Source organism: Caballeronia sp. Lep1P3 (assembly GCF_022879595.1).
GTDB lineage: Bacteria > Pseudomonadota > Gammaproteobacteria > Burkholderiales > Burkholderiaceae > Caballeronia.
Genome location: NZ_CP084268.1, coordinates 403,016 through 424,108, shown reverse-complemented (window position 1 = coordinate 424,108; position 21,093 = coordinate 403,016). Strand labels below are relative to the sequence as shown.

Below are 21,093 nucleotides of genomic sequence, written 5' to 3'. Positions count from 1 at the left end.
CGGACGCGTTACGGCGACGGTCACGCGCCGCGTTCGTGCGTCAGGTCGGCTGTGATGAAATCGACGAAAGCCCGAATTCTCGCGGACATCTGATTGCGTTTTGTATACACCGCAAAGATGTCGGCATTGGGCGTCTCGTGTTCAGGAAGTACAACCACGAGCCGGCCATCGGCGAGATATTCCTCGATGTCCCACTGCGCACGCATCAGAATGCCGTGACCGTCAAGTGCCCATTTCACGGCGATTTCGCCGTCGTTCGTCGTCAAATTGCCCTCGATGCGTACCGCTTCGGTCTTGCGCGAGGCGCCGCGCCCCGTGGTCAGCCTCCAGACGCCGTAGGCCTCGTCGCCCTGGCGAATGCCGATGCAGTTATGGCGCGTCAGATCATGCGGCGTCGCCGGCATGCCATGCGCCGCGATATATGCCGGCGACGCGCACAGCAGGCGTCGATTGGTCGCAAGCTGCCGCGCGATCACGCGCCTGTCGGGCGGCTCGCCAAAGCGTATGCAGACATCGAAAGTGTCGTCCGTCAAAGGCGGTGGCGCGACCGACAACTGAAGCTGCACCGACACATGCGGATGCCGCCTGACAAAACGCGATATCGCCGGCGCGACATGACTGCGTCCGAAGCCGAGCGTGGCGTTCACGCGCAGCAGTCCCTTGGGGTTTTGCTTCGCGGCGCCGAGTAGCTGACCAAGCTCGTCTATTTGATCGAGGATGCGCCGCGCGTGCTGAAGGTACAGTTCGCCCTCCGGCGTAAGCCCCATGCGCCGCGTCGTGCGGTTGACGAGCGGTACGCCCGCGCGCGATTCCATGAGCGCAAGACGCTTGCTGACCGCAGCCGCTGTCAATCCTAATTCGCGCGCCGCCGCGCTCATGCTGGCGGACGCGGCGAGCGTGGAAAAGAAGTTGAGGTCGGATGGCTGGACCGTGTCGGCCATGAGTTCACTTGTGAATTCAGGTTAAAGATGCTTTGAGTCTAGCATCGGATTGCGCGCTTTCAGTTCGCTAAAGTGGACGTGTGCCGCAAATGAATGCACTGGAGGAACGTAGACATGAAGACGTATCGCATCGCAACCATTCCCGGCGATGGCATCGGCAAGGAAGTCGTACCGGCTGGTCAGGAAGTAATGCAAGCGCTCGCCAGAGGATTGCGGCATTTTGCATTCGAATTCGAGAACTTTGACTGGGGCGCCGACTACTACCGCGAGCGGGGCATGATGATGCCCGCCGACGGCCTCGACGCATTGCGCGACAAGGACGCGATTCTGTTCGGCTCGGCCGGCGACCCGGACGTGCCGGATCACATCACGCTCTGGGGTCTGCGCCTTAAAATTTGCCAGGGCCTGGATCAATACGCGAACGTGCGACCGACGCGCATCCTGCCGGGCATCGACGCGCCTCTCAAACGCTGCAAGCCGGAGGATCTCGACTGGGTGATCGTGCGCGAAAACTCCGAGGGCGAGTATGCGGGCATCGGTGGCCGGGTGCATCAGGGACACCCGATAGAAACGGCGACCGATGTGTCGATCCTGACGCGCGCCGGCGTCGAACGCATTATGCGTTTTGCATTCAAGCTCGCGCAGTCACGTGAGCGCAAGCTGCTGACTGTCGTCACCAAGAGCAACGCGCAGCGGCATGCGATGGTCATGTGGGATGAGATCGCCTTGCAGGTCTCGAAAGAGTTCCCGGATGTGACGTGGGACAAGGAACTGGTCGATGCCGCCACCGCGCGCATGGTCAATCGTCCCGCAACGCTCGACACCATCGTCGCGACGAACCTGCATGCCGACATTCTGAGCGATCTCGCCGCCGCGCTTGCGGGCAGCCTGGGCATCGCGCCGACCGGCAATATCGATCCCGAGCGCCGCTATCCGTCCATGTTCGAGCCGATTCACGGCTCGGCGTTCGACATCATGGGCAAGGGACTCGCCAATCCCATCGGCACGTTCTGGTCGGTGGTCATGTTGCTCGAGCACTTGGGCGAATTCGAGGCGGCGAGGCGTCTGATGGCGGCCGTCGAAGCCGTCACCGCCGACGCATCGCTGCACACGCGAGACCTCGGCGGCAGCGCGACGACCGCGCAGGTCACGGCTGCCGTTTGCGCATTCATCGAGCGGGAACAAGCAGCGGCGACATGACGCCTCGCGCGGCGCATTAATCGGGGTGCGCCGCAATTTGCATTCATCATGCCGATGCTGCATTGCGACGTGGGCGATTGGCCTGCTTCAGGACATCGGAAGGCTTGTGGCGCCTGACGGTTCCGTTCAGCCGTATCGAATGCGGCATGCCGCATTCCATATCAAAGACACGCGGCGTCGCCGTTCGGACGTGAAGCATCGGGCACAGACTGCGTCCGCTGTGCTTTCCTCAGGCGGTTTAGCGGCGCAACCCTTGGCTTTTATTTTAAGATAGCCGATTCTGAGCAACTAGGCAGTCTCTGCCAAGGGTTGGTTCGTGTCGTTTTCGAAACCAGGTCGAAAGGTCGCGGCATGCGCGGCCGGAGCCGTTCTTTGCCTGTCCGTCGCCGTCCGGGCGAAAGAGGCTTACACGGCCGCTCCCGCGTCGAGTCCGTCGATTGCGAACATGCTTTCCGCCGAATCGCTGCCGCCCCATTTCAGCGGCGACGATCCCAGGCACGTCAGAGACGCGCTGGCTGCGGCGAGATCGTCCGACCGTCCCGCGCCAACGACGGATCCTTCGATGACGAACCGCGTGCGCATTTTTCTTTCGCATCCCTTTCGCGAGGCGCAGCATGCAGCTTCGAGTTTGCGGAGCGGCGTAGCAAAGGACGGCGGCGCGTCGCAGGCAGAGCGCACTTTTGCATTCGTCATTCCGGCGTCGTACGGAGTGCGTTTTGAATCCAAAAAGAAGCTGCTGTCGGTGGACGTCTCGCTCGCCGCGCCCGAGCAGCCCGACGCGATCCTGCTGGAGCGAAACGTCGAGGGGCAAAGCGGACGCAAGCTCGTGATCGCGCCCGAGGCGAAAGCCAGGGGCTTCGTTCAGACGATCGATACTATCGAGCTGGAGACAAAGGAGCGCGCGAAGACGAGCGTGCGTGGCCGCGTGGTTCTCCCCGGCTTCGATCCGACCCACGGCAGCAGCGACTTCGCCGTCGTGCTCGTGTGCTCGCTCGAGCCGCCGTATCTCTCGGATCGGGTGGAACATAGCGATCCCACGGACGAGGAGCCCACCGATATCACGCGCCGGACGTCTACGCTCCACGGGCGCATTGATGCCGTCTGGCTCGTTGATCGCAACGACGGTGCCATCGTGACGAAGCGGCTTCGCCTCGTGAAATGATCGCGTAAGCGCGTTACGCCGGCTTTCGTTTGGATACAGAATACCGACGAAAAAATCACGCTGCTAACAACACAGAGTGGGCCCGTCGAGGGGCCTCATGCGAGTCCTAGATTTGCGGTATTTCCGAGATCCCGCAACGCAGAACCATAAATCGATGAGGGACAAGCTCGCGCCACGGAGAGAGATGCATGCCTCGTAGATTGAATGCAGTGCGCAAGACCGGCCGCGCCGTCGGGCTGCGCCTGTATCGGCGCAACAGCCATGCGTGGATGCGCGTAGCTGATGTGTTCTCGCGCTTTCCGCTGCTGGCTGGCGCAATCGGCACCGCCGTCGCTGTTTCGATGGCGGTGCTGTCGTTTGCCGCGCTGTGGCAGGGACGCGCGCAGGCGCTGCAAAACGCGCACGAGGCATCGGCGAACCTTGTCGCGACGCTGAGCGCGGATATTGCACGCAATGTCGAATCGAGCGACCTGTCGCTGCGCACGATCGTGAGCGGCATGGAAAACCCGGCAGTCCCGCAACTCTCGACCGAACTGCGCAAGATGGTCCTCTTCGACGGCGCGACCGCAGTGAGCTATATCGGCGGTGCGTTCGTCATGAACGCGCAAGGACAAATCGTCGACGAACGCAGTGAATCCGATCATTCGGCTCTGCTGTTCAACGATCGCGACTATTTCCGCGTGCATGCCCAGCACCCGCACGCCGGACTGTTCATCTCCGGCCCTTACCGCTCCCGGTTGCGCAACGGCAAGACATCGCTCGCACTGAGCCGGCGCATCGACGCGCCCGATGGCTCTTTCGCGGGCGTCGCAGTCATTGCGCTCGACATCGACTACTTCGATTCGCTGCTGTCGCGCGTGAAGCTTGGGCGTTCCGGTTCGGTATTCATTGTGCAAAACGACGGCGTGATGCTCGCACGCAAGCCCGAGTTGCCGGGCGATGCCTCGAGTAACCTCTCCACTTCGCCAACCTTCATCGCAATGAAGAACCAGCGGTCGGGATCGTACATCTCGACATCCAGGCTCGACGGCGTGCGCCGCCTCTACACCTTCGCGCATGTGCCGGGCACTCAGCTGATCGCGGCTGTTGCACCCGCCGAGGACGATGTGCTCGCCGGATGGCGCGAACGCAGCCTCGTCATCGGCGGTCTTAGGGTGATGTTCGGCGGCGGGTTCATCGCAATTTCGTGGCTGCTCGCGATTTCCCTGCGTTCGCGCGCCATCGCTCAGGAAAAGCTGCAACGGCTGGCCGGCACCGATTCGTTGACCGGCTTGAGCAACCGCCGCGCGCTCGACCGGCGTCTCGGCGAAGAGTGGCGACGCGCGCGCCGCAGCGATGCTCCGGTGTCGGCGCTTTTCGTCGATGTGGACTACTTCAAGCTCTATAACGACACATACGGTCACGCAACGGGCGACGATGCACTCGTCGCCGTGGCCGATTGCATACAGAATGCAGCGCAGCGGCCCGGCGATATCCTCGCGCGATACGGTGGCGAGGAATTCGTAATCGTGCTACCCGGCACGTCGTCGGACGCCGCGATCTCTTTCGCGGAGCGCCTGCGCGGCGGGGTCGAAGCGCTTGCGATACCGAACAGCGGCTCGGCGAAGGGCATCCTCACGATCAGCATCGGCTGCGCAACGGCACACCCTCGCCACAGCGAGACGGCCCTCAGGCTGCTCGAGAGCGCCGATGCCGCGCTCTATCGCGCGAAACGCGCTGGCCGGAACCGCGCCGTTCGCGAGGAAAGCATGGCGGAGGCGCAGGGCAGCGAATAAGCGGCCGGTTTTGGCGGGACGGAGTGGCGCGCTCTAATTTGCATGCTGCATGCAGCCATCGGGGATTTTGCATTCGAGGAGTTACACCATGACAGCGTCAGCCGCCGTATCGGGCATCCTTCTCGCGATCCTGCTCGGCGCGATGATTCCCGGCCCGAGCTTCGTACTCGTCGCACGCAATGCGATCAGCCTTTCGCGCTCAGACGGCCTCGCGACCGCGCTTGGAATGGGCATCGGCGGCATTGTTTTCGGGGGCATCGCACTGGCGGGCCTTTATACGCTGCTGCTGGCGGTGGAATGGCTTTACGTCGCGCTCAAGGTCGCGGGCGGGCTGTATCTGATCTACATCGCGTCTCGCATCTGGCGCGGAGCGTCGCAGCCGCTGGCGATGCCGTCCGGCGATGCCATGCGCGCCGGAAGCGCAAGCCGTTCCTTCTGGCTCGGACTCACGACGCAACTGAGCAATCCGAAGACAGCAATCTGGTACGGAAGCATCTTCGCGGCGCTGCTGCCTCATGATCCGCCGCTCTGGTGCTACTTCGCGCTGCCGCCGCTCGTCTTCGGGATCGAGTTCGGCTGGTACACGATCGTCGCCCTGTGCTTCTCGAGCCGGCGTCCGCGCGAAGCGTATTTGCGCGCAAGGAAGTGGATAGACCGCATCGCCGCGAGCATGATCGCGACGCTGGGGCTACGGCTCGTTCTCGCCGCAGGTAAGACCGGCATTTAAGGCGTCTTGCATCTTGGATGCCGGCCGTGGGATAAAGAATTCAAAAGACAAAGAGAATCGAATGAGCGCCACGATTTCATTCGGCGTCCCGGAAACGCGGCGTCTTGCGCGCACGCTCATGGGCTGCGCGATCAGCTATGGCGGTGCACGCCTCGCAGCGCTCCCCGAAGGCTATTGGGCGCTCATCACGACGCTCGTCGTGGTCACTCAGCCGAGTCTCACTCAGGCACTCGGCACCGCGCGCGATCAGGTCATCGGTGCCTGCATCGGCTCGGTCGTGGGCGTACTCGGCCTGATTGCGATTCATCATGGCGCTTCGCCCCTCGCCGTCTTCGCGGTCGCGCTCGCGCCGCTCGCCGCCCTGACCGCTAAGCGCCCTGCCTTGCGGCTCGCATGCGTGACGCTCGTGATCGTCGTGTTGATTCCGGTCGGCAACGGGCCGCCGTTTCAGCGGCCCTTGCATCGCGTGCTCGAGATACTGATCGGCGCGACGTCGGCTTTCATCGTCGCCGCGATCTTGCCGAACCGCGCGTTGCGGACCGCGCATCGTTGCGTCGCCGATACGCTCGTGAGCCTCGGCCACCTCGTCGGCATGCAATTGTCGGGAGCAGGCGACGAAGCGCAGCGCGCGAGCCTCGAAGCACGCAGCGCGCAGGCGCAGCAAGCGCTCGACGATGCGCTGCAGGAAGCCGAGCGCGAGCACATCATCGTGCCGCTGCAGAGCCGTCGATCGGATGCAATCGACAAAGCGGCGCCCTTTCTTCGCCGCTTGCACAGCGATGCGCTCTTTCTGGGCACGGCGTTGTCGAACGGACAGCGCGATGAACACGACGAGCGTTATCGCGACATCGGCCCCGCTCTGCAGGCGCCGTTCGAAGCACTCGCCGATGCGCTTTCCGCCCCTCGCGAAGACGAACGGAAGCTGGAGCGCGTGCGCGCGTGCGTGCGCAACCTGAAGGCGACGCTCGCACGCAACCAGTCGGACGGCGCGGGGCACGATGTCGCGCGATTCGTCGTCAGTCTCATCGTGACGGACCTCGACGCGCTGATCGCCGCGATCTATCCAGCCAACGCATCGCGCGCCGCCTAGCGCGACAATCCGCGCGCGTCGATGGGCCACACGTCGACGACGCGCTCGCCGCGAAAACACACATATTGGTCGTACAGGTTCACCGTTGGATCGCAATGACCCGGTGGCAGGAGGATGCGTTCGCCAAGCAACGCGTTCGTCTCGTCATGCAGCGAGCCTTGCACTTCGAGCATGCCGTGCTCGTCATTAGCCGCGACGTACGTCAGTGTGGGCTCTATCGAGAGATCCGGCCTGTGCACGCGGCGCGGCAAGCCCGAGTCCACTGCAAGTCCCTTGAGACCCACATCGCATACGGCAAGACCGGGACGCGTCGCGCTCATGATCGTCGACAGCACGAAAAGGCTATGCCGCCAGCGCAACGCGCCGTCCCATGCGATGTGACCGTAATCGCCGTCCATGAACAGATATGAACCGGCTTGCAGTTCGGTGTAGACGCCGCTCGTCGCGTCGAATTCGACGGTGCCCGTGCCGCCACCCGTCACGATTGCACTTTGAATGCCGCGCGCTTCGAGCTTGCATACAAAATTCCCCGCGCGCTCCGCTGCGCGGTGCGCCTCGGCCCTGCGAGCGTGCCAGTCCGCGATATGCTGCGCGCCGCCGTGATATGCCTGAATGCCCGCGAAGCGCAGCGCGCTTTGCGCGGCGATCGCATCGACGAGCGCGAACAGCGCATCCTCGCTCGTCACGCCGCAACGTCGCTGACCGGCATCGACTTCCGGCAACACGTCGATCGTGACGCCCGCGCGTGCGGCCGCTTCGCCGAGCGCCGTCACTTGCGGCAAGGCATCTACGCACACGGACAGGCGCACATGCGCAGCCAGCTCGACGGCCATCGCGAGCTTGTCCGCGCCTACGAACTCGTTACTTATATGGATGCTTTCGATGCCCGCCGCCGCGAACGGATAAGCCTCCGACAACTTCTGACAGCACACGCCAACTGCGCCCGCATCGATCTGACGCCGCGCGATGGCGCTGGACTTGTGCGCCTTCGCATGCGGACGTAAGGCGACGCCGTGGCGTGCGGCGAAGGCGGCCATCGCCGCGAGATTGGCGTCGAAGGCGTCGAGGTCGATCAGCAACGAAGGCGTGGCGATCGTTCCGAGCGTATCGCCGACGCGCGTAGCAGGCGGAGGAATGAGTGCCATGGATTCCTGGAAATAAGAAGGCCGCGCGGGATCCGAAGCGCGCCGCATGCGGCATGCATGATATGGCATGCCGCATGATGCATGCAAAGCGCCAGACAAGCGCGTTACACCGGCACTTCCGTCTCCAGGATCGCCCCTTCGTCTTTCAACGCCTGTATGCGCGCATCGTCGAATCCATATTCATGCAACACCTCAGCGGTGTGCTGGCCCAACAGCGGAGCGGGGCGCGAATCGTTCGGAGCGCCATCGGAGAAGTGAATCGGCAAGCCGATTCCACGCATGCGGCCCGCCAGCGGATGCTCCGTTTCCACGATCATGCCGCGTGCAATCGCCTGCTCGTGCGACGCCGCCTCGGGCACGCCGAGCACCGCTCCGCTGGGCAGACCGATATCGTCGAACGAGGCGAGCCATTCGTCCGTCGTCCGCTCGACAAGGCGCGCGGTCAGGATGTCGACGAGCGCCTCGCGATGCTTCAGGCGGCCAGCATTCGTCTGAAAGCGCGCGTCCTCGGCAAGCCCCGGAATATTCAGGACACCGACTAGACGCTCATAGTTGCTCTGGTTCGCCGCGCCGATGTTGATCCACCCGTCGCGCGTGCGGAATGCCTGATACGGCGCGCTCGTCGGATTCGCGGAGCCGGCCTTGGGCAAGACGGTGCCATCGGCGAAATAGTTGGCGAACGCCCAATACATTTGCTGCAGGCCCGCTTCGAATAGCGACGTATCGACCATCTGCCCGAGGCCCGTGCTCTTTTTCCTCGCATAAGCCGCGCTGATGCCGAGCGCGGCGAGAATGCCCGCATTGATATCCGTGACCGGCGAACCGGCTTTGATGGGCGCTTGCCCCGGCTCGCCCGTCATGCTCATCAAGCCGCTCATGCCCTGCGCGATGAGATCGAACCCGCCCTTGTCCGCCATCGGCCCGCTTCGGCCGTAGCCGGAGATCGCGCAATAGATGAGACCGGGATTGACCGCCTTGAGCGACTCGTAGCCCATGCCGAGTTTTTCCATCGTGCCGCGTCGATAGTTCTCCGTCACGACGTCCGCGCTCGCAAGCATCTTCCTGAGCACGTCCTTCCCGCCTTGCGTTTTTAGATCGAGCGCAATCCCACGCTTGTTGCGGTTCACGATCATGAACGACGCCGACTCGCCGCTTTGGAGAATCGGGGCGAATCGCCGGCAATCGTCGCCGTTGGGAATTCTCTCGACCTTGATGACGTCGGCGCCCATGTCGGCGAGCATCATCCCGCAGATCGGTCCCGACATGATGTGCGCAAGTTCGATTACACGCATGCCCGCAAGCGGTCCCTTGCCCGGCTCCATCGATGCAGCCGTAGGATTGATGTCTGACATCTGAACTTCCCTTGTTTGTGCTGAAAGAAGCACTGCCCGCGCTCAGAGCAATGTCGTCGCCCCGGCCGCGTCAGGCCACTCGAATGCTGCATGCCGAATGCTGCATGCAAAGTGCAACCGGGGCGGCCGCCGAAGCTCGAACGACCGCCCCTCCCGCTTCAAACGAACTTGCTCGCGTGCGCCGTTCCGGTCTGCTCCTCTTCCACCTCCAGCGCACGGTCCGGACGCATCGTGAAGGACAGGATGATGCCCGCGGCCATCAGGATCATCGACACCGTGAACGGCAGATTCCAGTTGCCGGTCCGGTCGATCAGCCACCCGCCAACAACCGGGCTGATGATCGCGGCGAGCGCGGATCCTGAATTCATAATGCCAGCCGCCGTGCCGGAATGCTTCGGCGCGATGTCCATCGGCACGGACCACATCGGACCGATCGTCATTTCATTGAAGAAGAAGCCGGCCGACAAGCAGATGGCCACGAGCGTGATCGAGATGTTCGACACGAGCATGATGGGAGCAAGCGACAGCAGCGTCAGCAGCATGCACACACCGACCATCATGTTGCGAGCAAGTCGCACATTGCCGCTCTTGCGCAGGATGCGGTCTGTCAGGGAACCGCCGAGCCAGTCGCCGAGCACACCTGCGAAGAACACGCCCGAAGCGAAGAGCGCGGACTTGCCGAGCTGCATGTGATAGTTGTGCAGGAAGTATTGCGGGATCCAGCCAAGGAACAGCCACAACACCCAGCCATAGCAGAAGTACACCGCCGTGACAGGAGCCATGCGGCCAAGGAGAATGCGCCACGGCACCGGCTTACGCTCCTTCACGCCCGAGTAGCTCGCAAGCGTCGCGCACTCGCTCTCGGTGATACGAGGATGATCGCGCGGGTTATCGCGGAAGTAGAAGACCCACACGAGCGCCCAGATGAAGCTGATGACGCCGGTGATGATGAACGCGCCGCGCCAGCTCGTCGCAAGCATCAGCCAGACGATGAGCGGCGGCGCCACCGCGTTGCCGATGCGCGATGCCGCATGCGTAGTGCCTTGCGCGAAGCCGCGTTGATCGGCGGGCATCCAGTTCGACATGGCGCGCGTCGCGGTCGGGAACGTTGCGCCTTCGCCGAGGCCGAGCAACACTCGCGCGACGATCAGCGAAGCGAAGCCGCCTGCCATGCCTGTCAGCACCGTCGCACCCGCCCAGATGATTGCGCATACCGCGAGCGTGCGGCGCGGCCCGAAGCGGTCGCCCACCCATCCCCCGATGATCTGGAAGATCAGATAGGGATACGCGAATGCGGAGAATACGAAGCCGACCTGCGTGTGAGACAAGCCAAGCTCCGCGCCGAACTGGCTCGCCGCCGTGCTGACATTGACGCGGTCGATATAGGTTATGAAATACATCGCGCATAGCAGCAGTAGAACGCGCGTCGTGGCTCGACGGAACATCATCGTCTCCTTGAGTGGTCGCGTGCGCGCCCCCGGGCGCAGGATGCGCGCCGGGTCACGGCATACGGAACAGCGTCTTGATGCGTCGGATAGGGACTCTGGACCGCGTGATCGTCGTGCCTCGAGGACCAGCGGTGGCGCTATTGCGGCTATTGCGGCTATTGCGGCTATTGCGTGCGTCGGCGCAAGCGTCGAATACGGGGTTTGCGCGGTGATGTCATGGCGTCGTCTCCTGTGGCCGGACCAACGAGTTTTCGGCTCGTCGAATCGGGTCCTTTCGAATATCGCGGATCGTCGAACGTCCGCTGTTATGGTCTGATTTACCTAGTACACCAATGCTACTTCCAAAACCATCTTCATGCGAGCGCGCGTTCCAGTACGCGCGCCACATGCCATGCCTCTGTCTGCGCGCCATCGAGAATCTGATGACGGCAACTCGTTCCATCAGCGACGATGACCGCATCGCGCGCGTCTCTCGCCTTTCGTACAGCAGGCAGCAGCGACAGTTCCGCCATTGCCTGCGATGCTTCGTAATGCTCGGCTTCATATCCGAAACTGCCCGCCATTCCGCAGCACGACGACTCGATCGTTTTCACATCGAGACCGGGAATCCATCCAAGCACCGCTTCGACGGGACGCACGGCATCGAATGCTTTCTGATGACAGTGACCGTGCAGCAACGCACTGCGCTGATCGAGTGGCTTCAACGCGAGTTCGAGCCGTCCGCGACCGCGTTCGCGCACGAGAAACTCCTCAAATAGGAACGATGCTTCGGATACCTTACGAGCCGCATCGCCGTATCCGTAACCGAGAAACTCATCCCGCAGCGACAGAAGGCACGACGGCTCGAGACCTACGATCGACACGCCGCGCTCGACGTAAGGCAGCAGTGCATCGAGCGCGCGGCGCGCTTCGGCCTTCGCTTCATCGACGAGGCCGGCCGACAGAAACGTGCGCCCACAGCACAGCGGACGTTCTCCTGCCTTGACGTTCAGATGAACCGTATAGCCCGCCGCTTCGAGCACGCGCTGCGCGGCGCGAGCATTCTCGGGCTCGATATAGTTGTTGAACGTATCGACGAAAAGCAGCACTTCCTTGGTTGCGGATGTTGCTGGCGAAGGCGTTGCCGCATTGCTCAGGAAGGGCTTCTTGAAGCGGGGAAATGCACGCTGCGGCGCGAGTCCGAGCTTCGTCTTGAGCCATCGCGATGCACGCGGCATGTTCGCCTCGAACGCGGTGCCAAGCGACGGCATGCGGCTCGCATACGGCGCGTAGCGCGGCAGGAATGCGACCAGACGCTCGCGAAGGCGAAGGCCGTGACGCGCCGTCCATGCCGCACGCGCTTCGATCTTCATGCGCGCCATATCTACACCCGTCGGACAATCGCGCTTGCAGCCCTTGCACGATACGCAAAGGTCCAGCACGTCCTTCACGTCCTGACTGGCGAGGCCATCGCCACTGTCCAGCTGACCCGACAGTGCGAGGCGCAGCGTATTCGCGCGGCCACGCGTAACGTGTTGTTCGTCCTTCGTGATGCGATAGCTCGGACACATCGTGCCCGCATCGAACTTGCGGCAATGGCCGTTGTTGTTGCACATCTCGACGGCCTTCGCGAGTCCGCCCGCGAGATCGCCGCCCGAGCCAGCCGCGCCTTCCTCGCCGGTCAATGGATCGCGCGTGACGTTCCATGCGGACCAGTCGAGTCTCGGCTTCAATGCCTGCTCGCGATACGACGGCGGAAAGCGGAAGTTCGCGGCGTCATCCATCTTCGGCGGCGCGACAATGCGATCCGGGCTCATGCGGTTCTCGGGGTCGAAGAGCCGCTTGATCTCGCGAAAGGCTTGGTTGATGCGCGGCCCGTACTGCCAGGCCACCCATTCGCCGCGGCAAAGACCATCGCCATGCTCGCCCGAATAAGCGCCCTTGTATTCGCGCACCATCGCGGCCGCTTCCTCCGCAATCGCTCGCATCTTGCTTGCGCCGTCGCGTCGCATGTCGAGGATCGGCCGCACATGCAGCGTGCCGACGCTCGCGTGCGCGTACCAGGTGCCTTCCGTGCCGTGCTTTCTGAAGACTTCGGTAAGACGGCTCGTGTACTGCGCTAGATGCTCGAGCGGCACCGCGCAGTCTTCGATGAAGGACACGGGCTTGCCATCGCCCTTCATGCTCATCATGATGTTGAGACCTGCCTTGCGCACTTCCCACAGGGCTTTTTGCGGGCCTGCGTCCGGCATCTGCACGACCGAGCCGGGCAAGCCGAGATCGCTCATCAACTCGACGAGCCGTGCGAGCTTCGCCACCTGCGCGTCGCGATTCTCGCCCGCGAATTCAACGAGCAGCACCGCTTGCGGTTCACCGACCAACGCCTTCTCGACGACGGGGCGAAACGCGGGATTCGACATCGCGAGATCGATCATCGTGCGATCGACCAGTTCGACTGCAACGGGACCCAGCTTCACGATGTGCTGCGTCATGTCCATCGCGTCGTAGAAGCTCGGAAAGTTCACGACACCGAGCGTCTTGTGCGCGGGCAGCGGCGACAGCTTCAACGTCAACTGCCGGCTGAATGCGAGCGTCCCTTCTGCGCCGACGAGCAGATTCGCGAGGTTCGGCTCATCGGCGCTGAATGGCAGCGGGCTTTGGCAATCGAACAGATCGATGTTGTAGCCCGCCACGCGCCGCAGCACCTTCGGAATGCGTTCGCGCATTTCATCGCGCTCACGCAGGGCAATGCCACGCACTGCATCGACGAGATCGCGCATGCGTGCGTCGAGCTGCATCGTCGAGAGCTTGCCGAAGCGGGCCTCGTGGCCATCGGCAAGAATCGCGTCGATAGCATCGACGTTGTGAACCATGATGCCGTATTCCATCGAGCGCGAGCCGCACGAGTTGTTGCCCGCCATCCCGCCGATGGTGCATTGCGCGCTCGTCGATACGTCGACGGGAAACCACAGGCCATGCGGCTTGAGCCAGGCATTCAGATGATCGAGCACGACGCCCGGCTCGACGGTGATCGTGCGCGCTTCCTTGTCGAACTCGACGATATTGTTGAGCCACTTGGTCGTATCGATGACGAGCGCCTCGCCGACCGTCTGCCCGCACTGACTCGTTCCGGCGCCGCGTGCCAGCACGCTCGCGTGACCCGCGCGCGCTATCTGCAACGCGAGTCGCAGATCGTGCTGGTCCTTCGGCACGACGACTCCGACCGGCATGATCTGATAGATCGATGCATCGGTCGCATACCGTCCGCGCGATGCGCGATCGAACAGGACGTCGCCCTTCAGCTCGCGCTGCAAGCGCGCCTGCAGCGGCGTCGGTGTCGACGACATCCGCGCGCGCGCCGATGCGGGCATCAGATGGATCGGCTTGACGAGTCGGTCGGTGGGAGGATTTAGCATCGTCGCTATCGGTGGTGTTTTGTATGCCTAATGCTTAATACATAACGCTTTATGCAAAGTGCCGGCTCGAGTCATTCGAACCGCAGTTCCACCGGCGGCAGACCGTCGATCGCGCCGACGGCTACACCCGGCTTGTCCGGAAAGGCCATGCCGGTGTACGAGCCCGCCGTGATGACCGTGCCCTTCTCCACCGCCAGCCCTTGCGCTACCGCGTGATTCACCGTCCAGGCGAGCAGCCGGCGCGGATCGCCTGCCGGGTTCGCGGGCGCAGCGTCGAAGAGCGGCGCGCCATCGTAGGTGAACGACATTGCCGGCGATACGAACGCGAAGGCTTCGTCATAAGGCACGCCTTCCCCGACGACGAGCGCCCCGTGATTCTGCAGATCGGCGAGCTGCCACAGCTTGTCCACGTCCGGCCACGCCGCAAAGCGGCTTGCGACGACCTCGATTGCCGCATGCATGCAATCGATCGCGGCGAACACTTCCTCGTCGCGATACGGGCCGCTGTTCGCCTCGAAACGCCGGTTGAACGTGAAGGCGACTTCGAGTTCGAGCGCCGCCTTGCCGAATGCCTGCATCGAAAGACGTGCGGACGAGCGATGCACGCCGTCGGCAGGCAACAGCGCGCCCTGAATGGGACCGTCCGTCGATTTGGAGCCGACCTTCCAGCCACCGATCGCGCTTGCTTCGGCGCCATCCGCGAGACTGGCGTCGAGCATGCGCAAGGCGGCTTTCTGCGCGGCGTAGGCCTCGTCCGCGCTCGCGGGGCGGGCACCGTCGGGCAGCGTGTCGAGCTTCGCGCGATGCGCACGCGCGTCTGCAAAAAGGCGTGCAAGCGCGTGCGCGTCGAATGCCGCGCTCATGCAGCCGCCTTCAGTTCGGGCTTGCCGACATGGCTCGTCAGATAGTCCATCGCCGCAGCCACGCCGCTGTCCTTCAGCGCGATACCCGCGAGCTTCAGCCCCATCTCGCAGCCGGTGAGCGCGGCCATCAGCGTGAGATCGTTGCAGTCGCCAAGATGACCGATGCGGAACATGCGGCCCTTCAGCTTGCCGAGACCCGTGCCGAGCGACATGTCGAAGTGTTCGTAGATGAGCTTGCGCACCGCGTCCGCATCGACGCCTTCGGGCGTCATCACGCCAGTGAGGACCGGCGAGTACACAGCGGGGTCCGCACACTGGATTTCGAGGCCCCAGGCCGTGACGGCTGCACGGCACGCGGCGGCCAGCCGCTGATGGCGCGCGAACACGTTGTCGAGACCTTCGCCGAGAATCATGTCAAGTGCTTCGGCAAGGCCGTACAGCAGATTCGTGTTCGGGGTGTAGGGCCAATAACCCTGCTTGTTCATCTCGATGATTTCTTTCCAGTCCCAGAACGCGCGCGGCAGCTTCGCCTGCTTCGACGCCTCGATCGCCTTCGGCGACACCGCGTTGAAGCTGATGCCCGGCGGCAGCATGAGGCCCTTCTGCGATCCGGACACGGTCACGTCGACGCCCCATTCATCGTGGCGATAATCGGCGGACGCAAGGCCCGAGATGGTGTCGACCATCAGCAGGGCCGGATGACCGGCGGCATCGATGGCGCGGCGCACTGCGGCGATGTCCGACGTGATGCCCGTCGACGTTTCGTTATGCACGACGCACACGGCCTTGATTGCATGCTGCGTGTCGTCGCGCAGGCGCTTCTCGATCATGTCCGGCTGCACCCCGCGACGCCATCCTTCGATGCCGGGCAAGCCGAGAAACTCGGGCTTGAGGCCGAGGTTTTCGGCCATCTTCTTCCAGAGGGTCGCGAAGTGACCGGTTTCGTACATGAGCACGTTGTCGCCGGGACTGAGCGTGTTCGAAAGCGCGGCTTCCCATGCGCCGGTGCCCGACGCCGGATAGATCACGACCGGCTGACTCGTCTTGAAGATCTTCTTGATGCCGTCGAGCACCTGCAGACCCAGCGCGCCGAATTCCGGACCGCGATGGTCGATCGTCGGATAGCTCATCGCCCGCAGAATGCGATCCGGGACGGGACTCGGCCCGGGGATTTGCAGGAAGTGGCGGCCGGCGGGATGGAAGTCGAGCTTAAGCATGGGTGCGCGTCCTTTAAATTGAATTTTGCATGCAAAATACTCTAACGCAGTGCGTGGGTGACGCAAAGGATTTATTAGGCCGAACGGCCTAGGGATAACCCCTTGGCGGTTTTTTCCGGTTTTCCTGCGCTAGAATCGCCAAAATGGAAATAAGAGGTATTGAATGCAAAATCCGGACATTCCCGAAGCGCGCTTGTCGCCCTCGCTGCTTCCCAAACTCGAACGGCTGCGTCTGCACGACACGGTCGTCGACAACTTGCGCAACTTCATCGTGGAGGGCCTGCTCGCGCCGGGCGTCAAGCTCAACGAGCGCAAGCTGTGCGAGACACTCGGCATCTCGCGCACGCCGCTGCGTGAAGCGTTGAAGGTGCTGGCGGCCGAAGGTCTGATCGAGATCGCGCCGAACAGGGGCGCATCGGTGTCGCAGATCAGCGATCTGGAAATTCGCGAGATGTTCGAACTGATGAGCGGCCTCGAAGGCTTTTCGGGCGAACTGGCGTGCGAACGCATCACGCCCGCCGAGATCCACGAGATAAAGACGCTGCACGAAGCGATGGTGCAGTGTCGCGCGCAGAACGACCTGTCCGGCTACTACGCGCTCAATCGCGCGATTCACGACAGAATCAACGAAGCGGCTCGCAATACGGCCTTGCGGCAAACCTACATGTCGATCAATCGGCGCTTGCAGGCGCTGCGGTTCCGGTCGAACTTTCAGACGCCGAAGTGGGACAGCGCCATCCGCGAGCACGAAGAGATGATCGCGGCGCTCGAAACCCGCGACGGGCAGCGCATGGCTGCGATCTTGCGCCGGCATCTGCTCGGCAAGCGCGATGCCGTGCTCGCCGAGCGCACGCTCACGACGGTCAAGCCCGCAGCGGCCAGGAAACGCGGCGGCAAAGAGGCGTAATCCGCGGGAGCGTCATGCGGCTCATGTTCAGGCGCGCGAGCGGGCACATGCAGCCGTAGCCATGCAATGGGCGCTCGGCCCTGCGTTATCGACTCGATGCGCTGAATAGTGCGCGATCGGGGCGATCATCGCGAGCGCAGCCGTGATGATAATGGCGACGAAGCTGATCCAGATGGCGTTCATGTCGGGCTCCTTGTCCGTGAGATGTCCTTCAGCAAACATTCTCGTCGGCGCGAGTGAGCGCAGAATGAGCGCGGAGTAGCCCTTGGCTGCCGGCATTCTTCATTTGGCATTTCTAATTCCGCATTCAGAATGCATTCGGCCCATCCGCCCAGTGTTACGACTATCGAAGTGCCTTTCACGCCGCCCTTCGACTGGGCGCGACTGCTTTCATTCATCGGCGGCAGAGCGTCGGCGGGCGTGGAGTCGGTGGAGGACGGCGTTTATCGCCGCGCGATCGAATGGCGTGGCGAAGAAGGCGTCGTCGAGGTCATGCGGCACGCGAGCAGGCATCGACTGATCGTGGCGATCGATGGCGCCGCGAGCCGATACGCCGATGACATCGCGGCGCAGCTTGCGCGCATGTTCGACGTGGAAGCCGATGCGCGCGCGATTGCCGGCTGCCTGTCGCGGGATCCGATGCTTGCGCCGCTCGTCGAAGCGGCGCCGGGATTGCGCGTTCCCGGCGCGTGGTCCGGCTTCGAGCTGGTGGTGCGGACCATCGTCGGACAGCAGGTCAGCGTGAAAGGCGCATCGACGATCATGGCGCGCATCGTCCAGCGCGCGGGACGACGCATCGATGGCCACGCGGACACGCGTACTGCATGGCGCTTTCCGACGCCCGCCGAACTCGCCGCCGCAGACCTCGAGAAGATCGGCATGCCGGGCAAGCGCGTGCAAGCGGTGCAGCGCTTCGCCGATGCGGTCGCGACGGGCGCGTTGCCCATCGATACGCCGGGCGCCGACGTCGAGCGTATCAAGCGCGACTTGCTCGCGTTGCCGGGCATCGGCCCCTGGACTGTCGGTTATGTTGCGATGCGCGCGCTACGCGACCGGGACGCGTGGCCCGATGCCGACCTCGTTCTGATGCAGGCCATCGCACGACGGGACCCCGCGCTCGTGAAGCCCGCGCAGCAACGCGCGTACACGGAGCGCTGGCGTCCGTGGCGCGCTTATGCGGCGATGCATCTGTGGAACGAAGCAGCGATGAAGAGTGGGCTCGCGCGCGGAGGATGAATCGTGTGTGCGGTCGGGTGTAGGCGACATGCGCGATCGCATTGTGCATGCAAGCCGGCAGGAAAGCGCCCGACAAAGTACGACAGCTGGTTGCCTTACCGTCCGCAGGCCCTGCATGCGGCATGCAATGCACAAAATAGCGGTACAAGGCCCGTCTACCGCGCCTCAGTTCCCAATGCGTTCGAGCGCATGCAGTATGCGGATCGCACGGTAGAAGCAGGCAAGAGCGAAACCGAAAGCAAACGCGAAGCCGTCCCGCAATGTGCGGCAACAGGCTGCTTGCTTTGCACGAGTTTTCGAGGCGGCGCGCCGCATACAAGGACGAGATGCGCGACCCGTGATGCAACGTGGACTCGCGCGCGGCGGTTGCACTTTGCATGCGGTCGATTGCATGAAGAATGCAGATCGCGCCGACCATGCGCCCAAGAGTGAAAGCGGGCACGAGGTCAGGTCAGCCGGTAGAGGGAAATCAAGCTGTTTGCCCCAAGCGCCATTTGCATGCCGCATACAAGAACCGGATGCACGCCAGCAATGAAAACCCGACCGGCTCCCGGCTGTCGCGTTTTGCATGCGGTCGACTGCATGCAAGAAAACGATCGCACGCCAGATGCAGCCGGCAACGAACACCAGCACTCTTAGCACCACTCACATAAGCCGTCCGACACAGTCCCAACAGCAATCAGCCCTGTTGCTGCGCGACATTTGCATGCGGCATTCGTCCTCACCCAGAGGACCACCCGCGCCGAAGACCAGTGAAGCAAAAGCCGTAGCATCGAACTCACCCCGCGCAAGCGAGCGACCAACCGCCGATTCCCTCGTCACCCCCGCAACACCAGCTTCTGCACCCGCCAGTTCAGCAACTCCGCCACGAAAAGCGTGTCCGGCGCGGGGCAAGCCATCTCGTGAATCCATCCGAACTGCTTGAGTTGCTTGCCCGCCTGACCCAGCACGCCGAGCACCTTTCCATCGAGTGAAAGCCGGTAGATGCGGCCAGGGAAAGCATCGGCGCTATAGAGCACCTGATTCGGCCCCGGCGATATGCAAATCGCCCATGGCGAACCGGGCGCGAACGTGCCCGCCGCAATCGCCGCTTCGTCGGGCATGTTGCCGATAGCCGGACGCGCATCGGCGGGCACCGGGACATCGATCGTGAACTGGCGCTGAAAGTTTCCCTCGCCGTCGAAGACCTGAATGCGGCGGTTACTGCGATCGGCGACATAGACCATGTTGTTCGCATCGACGGCTATGCTGTGCGGCGTATGGAACTGCCCCGGCCCCTTGCCACGGTCGCCCCACGACTTCAGCCAGTTACCGTCGCGGTCCACCTTCGCCACGCGCGAGTTGATATAACCATCGCTTATATATGTGTTGCCCGCCGTATCCCACGCGACATCGGTGACTTGCCTGAAGCGTCCCGGCTCCGAGGGCAACGGCGGATTCGGATGCTTGAGCGGCGCGGTATCCTCGTCGGAGGCTTCCTGCTTGCGGCCGAACACCATCGCCACGCGGCCTTCGGGCGTGAACTTGATGATCATGTCCGAGCCCTTGTCCGTCACCCAGACGTTGTCCTGGCGATCCACCTTCACGGTATGCGCAAACGACCACGCATACAGGTTATGCCCGATCTCGCGCACGAAGCGTCCGTTGCGGTCGAATTCGAGCAATTGCGCGGCGGCTGCGCCATACGCGGGTCCGATCGAATTGCCGCGCGAAAGCACGAACACATGTCCCGCGGAGTTGAGCGCGACGCCCGAGCATTCGCCGAAGTACACATCGCGCGGCAGGCGCACCGGGTCGGGAACGGAATCGTAGGCAATGAAGGGCACGCTGTCGTCGGCGCGTGCAAGATGTGGGAACACGGCGAGCGCCGCGGCGCTCTGTGCGGCCATCGCGAGAAAGCGACGCCGGCTTGCGGCGCCCGGCTGCATGTCGCCGCAGCACGGGCAGAACATCGAGTGACGAAGGCTCACTGTTACCCTCCTCTTGTTCTCGCCTGCAATGAACGACATCGCGCACAATGCGTTGCACGATGCGAGGGAAAGTGTAGTTCATTTCCGGCGATGTGCACGGCCCGCGCATCGCGCATCATCTTCTTGAAAGGAGCACGTCCATGACCGAGCTACCCACCGACGAATCGAAAGATGCGTGGCAATATCAGGTTCGCATCCGGCTGAGTCCGCGCTATGCCGACATCGCGCGCAAGCATCCGCACGATGCTGCGCTTGCACCGCTCGATGCCCTGCTCGCGAAGCACGACGCCGCGCTCAAATGCCAGTTCGATGCGTTCGCCGATTACGTCGCCGAAGCCGAGCGCGAAGGCACGCAGCACTATCCGCTCTATCGCTGGACGCGCGAGACAATCGAGAATCCCGCGAAGAAGGCCAAGTACCTCGAAGCGTTCACAATCCATGTGCATGGCGAGGAAATCTATGACAAGGCCATCGCCGATGCGCTCGAAGCCGGTCTCAACGAGCTGAAAGCGCAAATGAGCGACGCCATCGCCGATATCCGCAAGCACGACACGAACCCCGCGCACAATCCGCAACCGCCTTCGTATGACAAGTCGTGATGCGCGCATGAGAAGGCGCATCGGCGCGGCGTGACATCGCATGCAACAAGTTCGCGCGAGACTTCC

The 21,093-nt window shown here is 63.1% G+C and carries 17 protein-coding genes; 8 read left to right on the top strand and 9 right to left on the bottom strand.

Annotation, left to right across the window (positions count from 1 at the left end; translation table 11 throughout):
• Positions 1-20: 20 nt before the first annotated feature.
• Complete coding sequence (locus tag LDZ27_RS26260; RefSeq protein ID WP_244818205.1) at positions 21-941, bottom strand: LysR substrate-binding domain-containing protein; 921 nt, start codon at positions 939-941, stop codon at positions 21-23.
• Positions 942-1,055: 114 nt separating this feature from the next.
• On the opposite strand from LDZ27_RS26260, the gene LDZ27_RS26255 reads away from it, so the two are divergent.
• The 5 genes from LDZ27_RS26255 to LDZ27_RS26235 all read left to right on the top strand — a co-directional run bounded on the left by LDZ27_RS26255 (position 1,056) and on the right by LDZ27_RS26235 (position 6,895).
• Positions 1,056-2,141, top strand: a complete 1,086-nt coding sequence (locus tag LDZ27_RS26255; protein ID WP_244818204.1) for a tartrate dehydrogenase — start codon at positions 1,056-1,058, stop codon at positions 2,139-2,141.
• Between the two features lie 742 nt (positions 2,142-2,883).
• Positions 2,884-3,303 carry a hypothetical protein gene (locus tag LDZ27_RS26250; protein WP_244818203.1) on the top strand — a complete coding sequence of 140 codons (420 nt, stop codon included), beginning with the start codon at positions 2,884-2,886 and terminating at the stop codon, positions 3,301-3,303.
• A gap of 188 nt (positions 3,304-3,491) precedes the next feature.
• Entirely contained in the window at positions 3,492-5,078 is a 1,587-nt protein-coding gene (locus LDZ27_RS26245; protein ID WP_244818202.1) for a diguanylate cyclase, read from the top strand.
• Positions 5,079-5,166: 88 nt separating this feature from the next.
• Positions 5,167-5,805 (top strand): LysE family translocator, encoded by a 639-nt coding sequence (locus LDZ27_RS26240; protein ID WP_244818201.1) that lies wholly within the window; start codon positions 5,167-5,169, stop codon positions 5,803-5,805.
• A gap of 61 nt (positions 5,806-5,866) precedes the next feature.
• Positions 5,867-6,895 (top strand): aromatic acid exporter family protein, encoded by a 1,029-nt coding sequence (locus LDZ27_RS26235; RefSeq protein WP_244818200.1) that lies wholly within the window; start codon positions 5,867-5,869, stop codon positions 6,893-6,895.
• Here the strand turns inward: LDZ27_RS26235 and LDZ27_RS26230 are convergent.
• The 6 genes from LDZ27_RS26230 to LDZ27_RS26205 form a co-directional block, all read right to left on the bottom strand.
• Positions 6,892-8,040 (bottom strand): DSD1 family PLP-dependent enzyme, encoded by a 1,149-nt coding sequence (locus tag LDZ27_RS26230; RefSeq protein ID WP_244818199.1) that lies wholly within the window; start codon positions 8,038-8,040, stop codon positions 6,892-6,894. The genes LDZ27_RS26235 and LDZ27_RS26230 overlap by 4 nt on opposite strands.
• 104 nt (positions 8,041-8,144) lie before the next feature.
• Positions 8,145-9,392 carry a CaiB/BaiF CoA transferase family protein gene (locus tag LDZ27_RS26225; protein ID WP_370653491.1) on the bottom strand — a complete coding sequence of 416 codons (1,248 nt, stop codon included), beginning with the start codon at positions 9,390-9,392 and terminating at the stop codon, positions 8,145-8,147.
• A gap of 158 nt (positions 9,393-9,550) precedes the next feature.
• Positions 9,551-10,840: an MFS transporter gene (locus LDZ27_RS26220; RefSeq protein ID WP_244818198.1), complete on the bottom strand. Its 1,290-nt coding sequence runs from the start codon at positions 10,838-10,840 to the stop codon at positions 9,551-9,553.
• A gap of 353 nt (positions 10,841-11,193) precedes the next feature.
• Entirely contained in the window at positions 11,194-14,235 is a 3,042-nt protein-coding gene (locus LDZ27_RS26215; protein WP_244818197.1) for an FAD-binding and (Fe-S)-binding domain-containing protein, read from the bottom strand.
• Between the two features lie 71 nt (positions 14,236-14,306).
• Complete coding sequence (locus LDZ27_RS26210) at positions 14,307-15,098, bottom strand: 2-keto-4-pentenoate hydratase (RefSeq protein WP_244818196.1); 792 nt, start codon at positions 15,096-15,098, stop codon at positions 14,307-14,309.
• Positions 15,095-16,315, bottom strand: a complete 1,221-nt coding sequence (locus tag LDZ27_RS26205) for an alanine--glyoxylate aminotransferase family protein (protein ID WP_244818195.1) — start codon at positions 16,313-16,315, stop codon at positions 15,095-15,097. The genes LDZ27_RS26210 and LDZ27_RS26205 overlap by 4 nt, the downstream gene beginning before the upstream one ends.
• Positions 16,316-16,478: 163 nt before the next feature.
• Here LDZ27_RS26205 and LDZ27_RS26200 point away from each other — a divergent pair, with 163 nt between their 5' ends.
• Positions 16,479-17,222 (top strand): GntR family transcriptional regulator, encoded by a 744-nt coding sequence (locus LDZ27_RS26200; RefSeq protein WP_244818194.1) that lies wholly within the window; start codon positions 16,479-16,481, stop codon positions 17,220-17,222.
• Between the two features lie 27 nt (positions 17,223-17,249).
• Here LDZ27_RS26200 and LDZ27_RS26195 read toward each other — a convergent pair whose 3' ends face one another.
• Complete coding sequence (locus LDZ27_RS26195) at positions 17,250-17,405, bottom strand: hypothetical protein (RefSeq protein WP_244818193.1); 156 nt, start codon at positions 17,403-17,405, stop codon at positions 17,250-17,252.
• Positions 17,406-17,534: 129 nt separating this feature from the next.
• Between LDZ27_RS26195 and LDZ27_RS26190 the strand changes: the two genes are divergently transcribed.
• Entirely contained in the window at positions 17,535-18,458 is a 924-nt protein-coding gene (locus LDZ27_RS26190) for a DNA-3-methyladenine glycosylase (RefSeq protein WP_244818192.1), read from the top strand.
• Between the two features lie 818 nt (positions 18,459-19,276).
• Here the strand turns inward: LDZ27_RS26190 and LDZ27_RS26185 are convergent.
• Entirely contained in the window at positions 19,277-20,386 is a 1,110-nt protein-coding gene (locus tag LDZ27_RS26185) for a peptidyl-alpha-hydroxyglycine alpha-amidating lyase family protein (protein WP_370653495.1), read from the bottom strand.
• A gap of 182 nt (positions 20,387-20,568) precedes the next feature.
• Here LDZ27_RS26185 and LDZ27_RS26180 point away from each other — a divergent pair, with 182 nt between their 5' ends.
• The gene (locus LDZ27_RS26180) at positions 20,569-21,027 is read left to right on the top strand and encodes a hypothetical protein (protein ID WP_244818190.1); all 459 of its coding nucleotides are present in this window, start codon (positions 20,569-20,571) and stop codon (positions 21,025-21,027) included.
• The last annotated feature ends 66 nt before the right edge of the window (positions 21,028-21,093 follow it).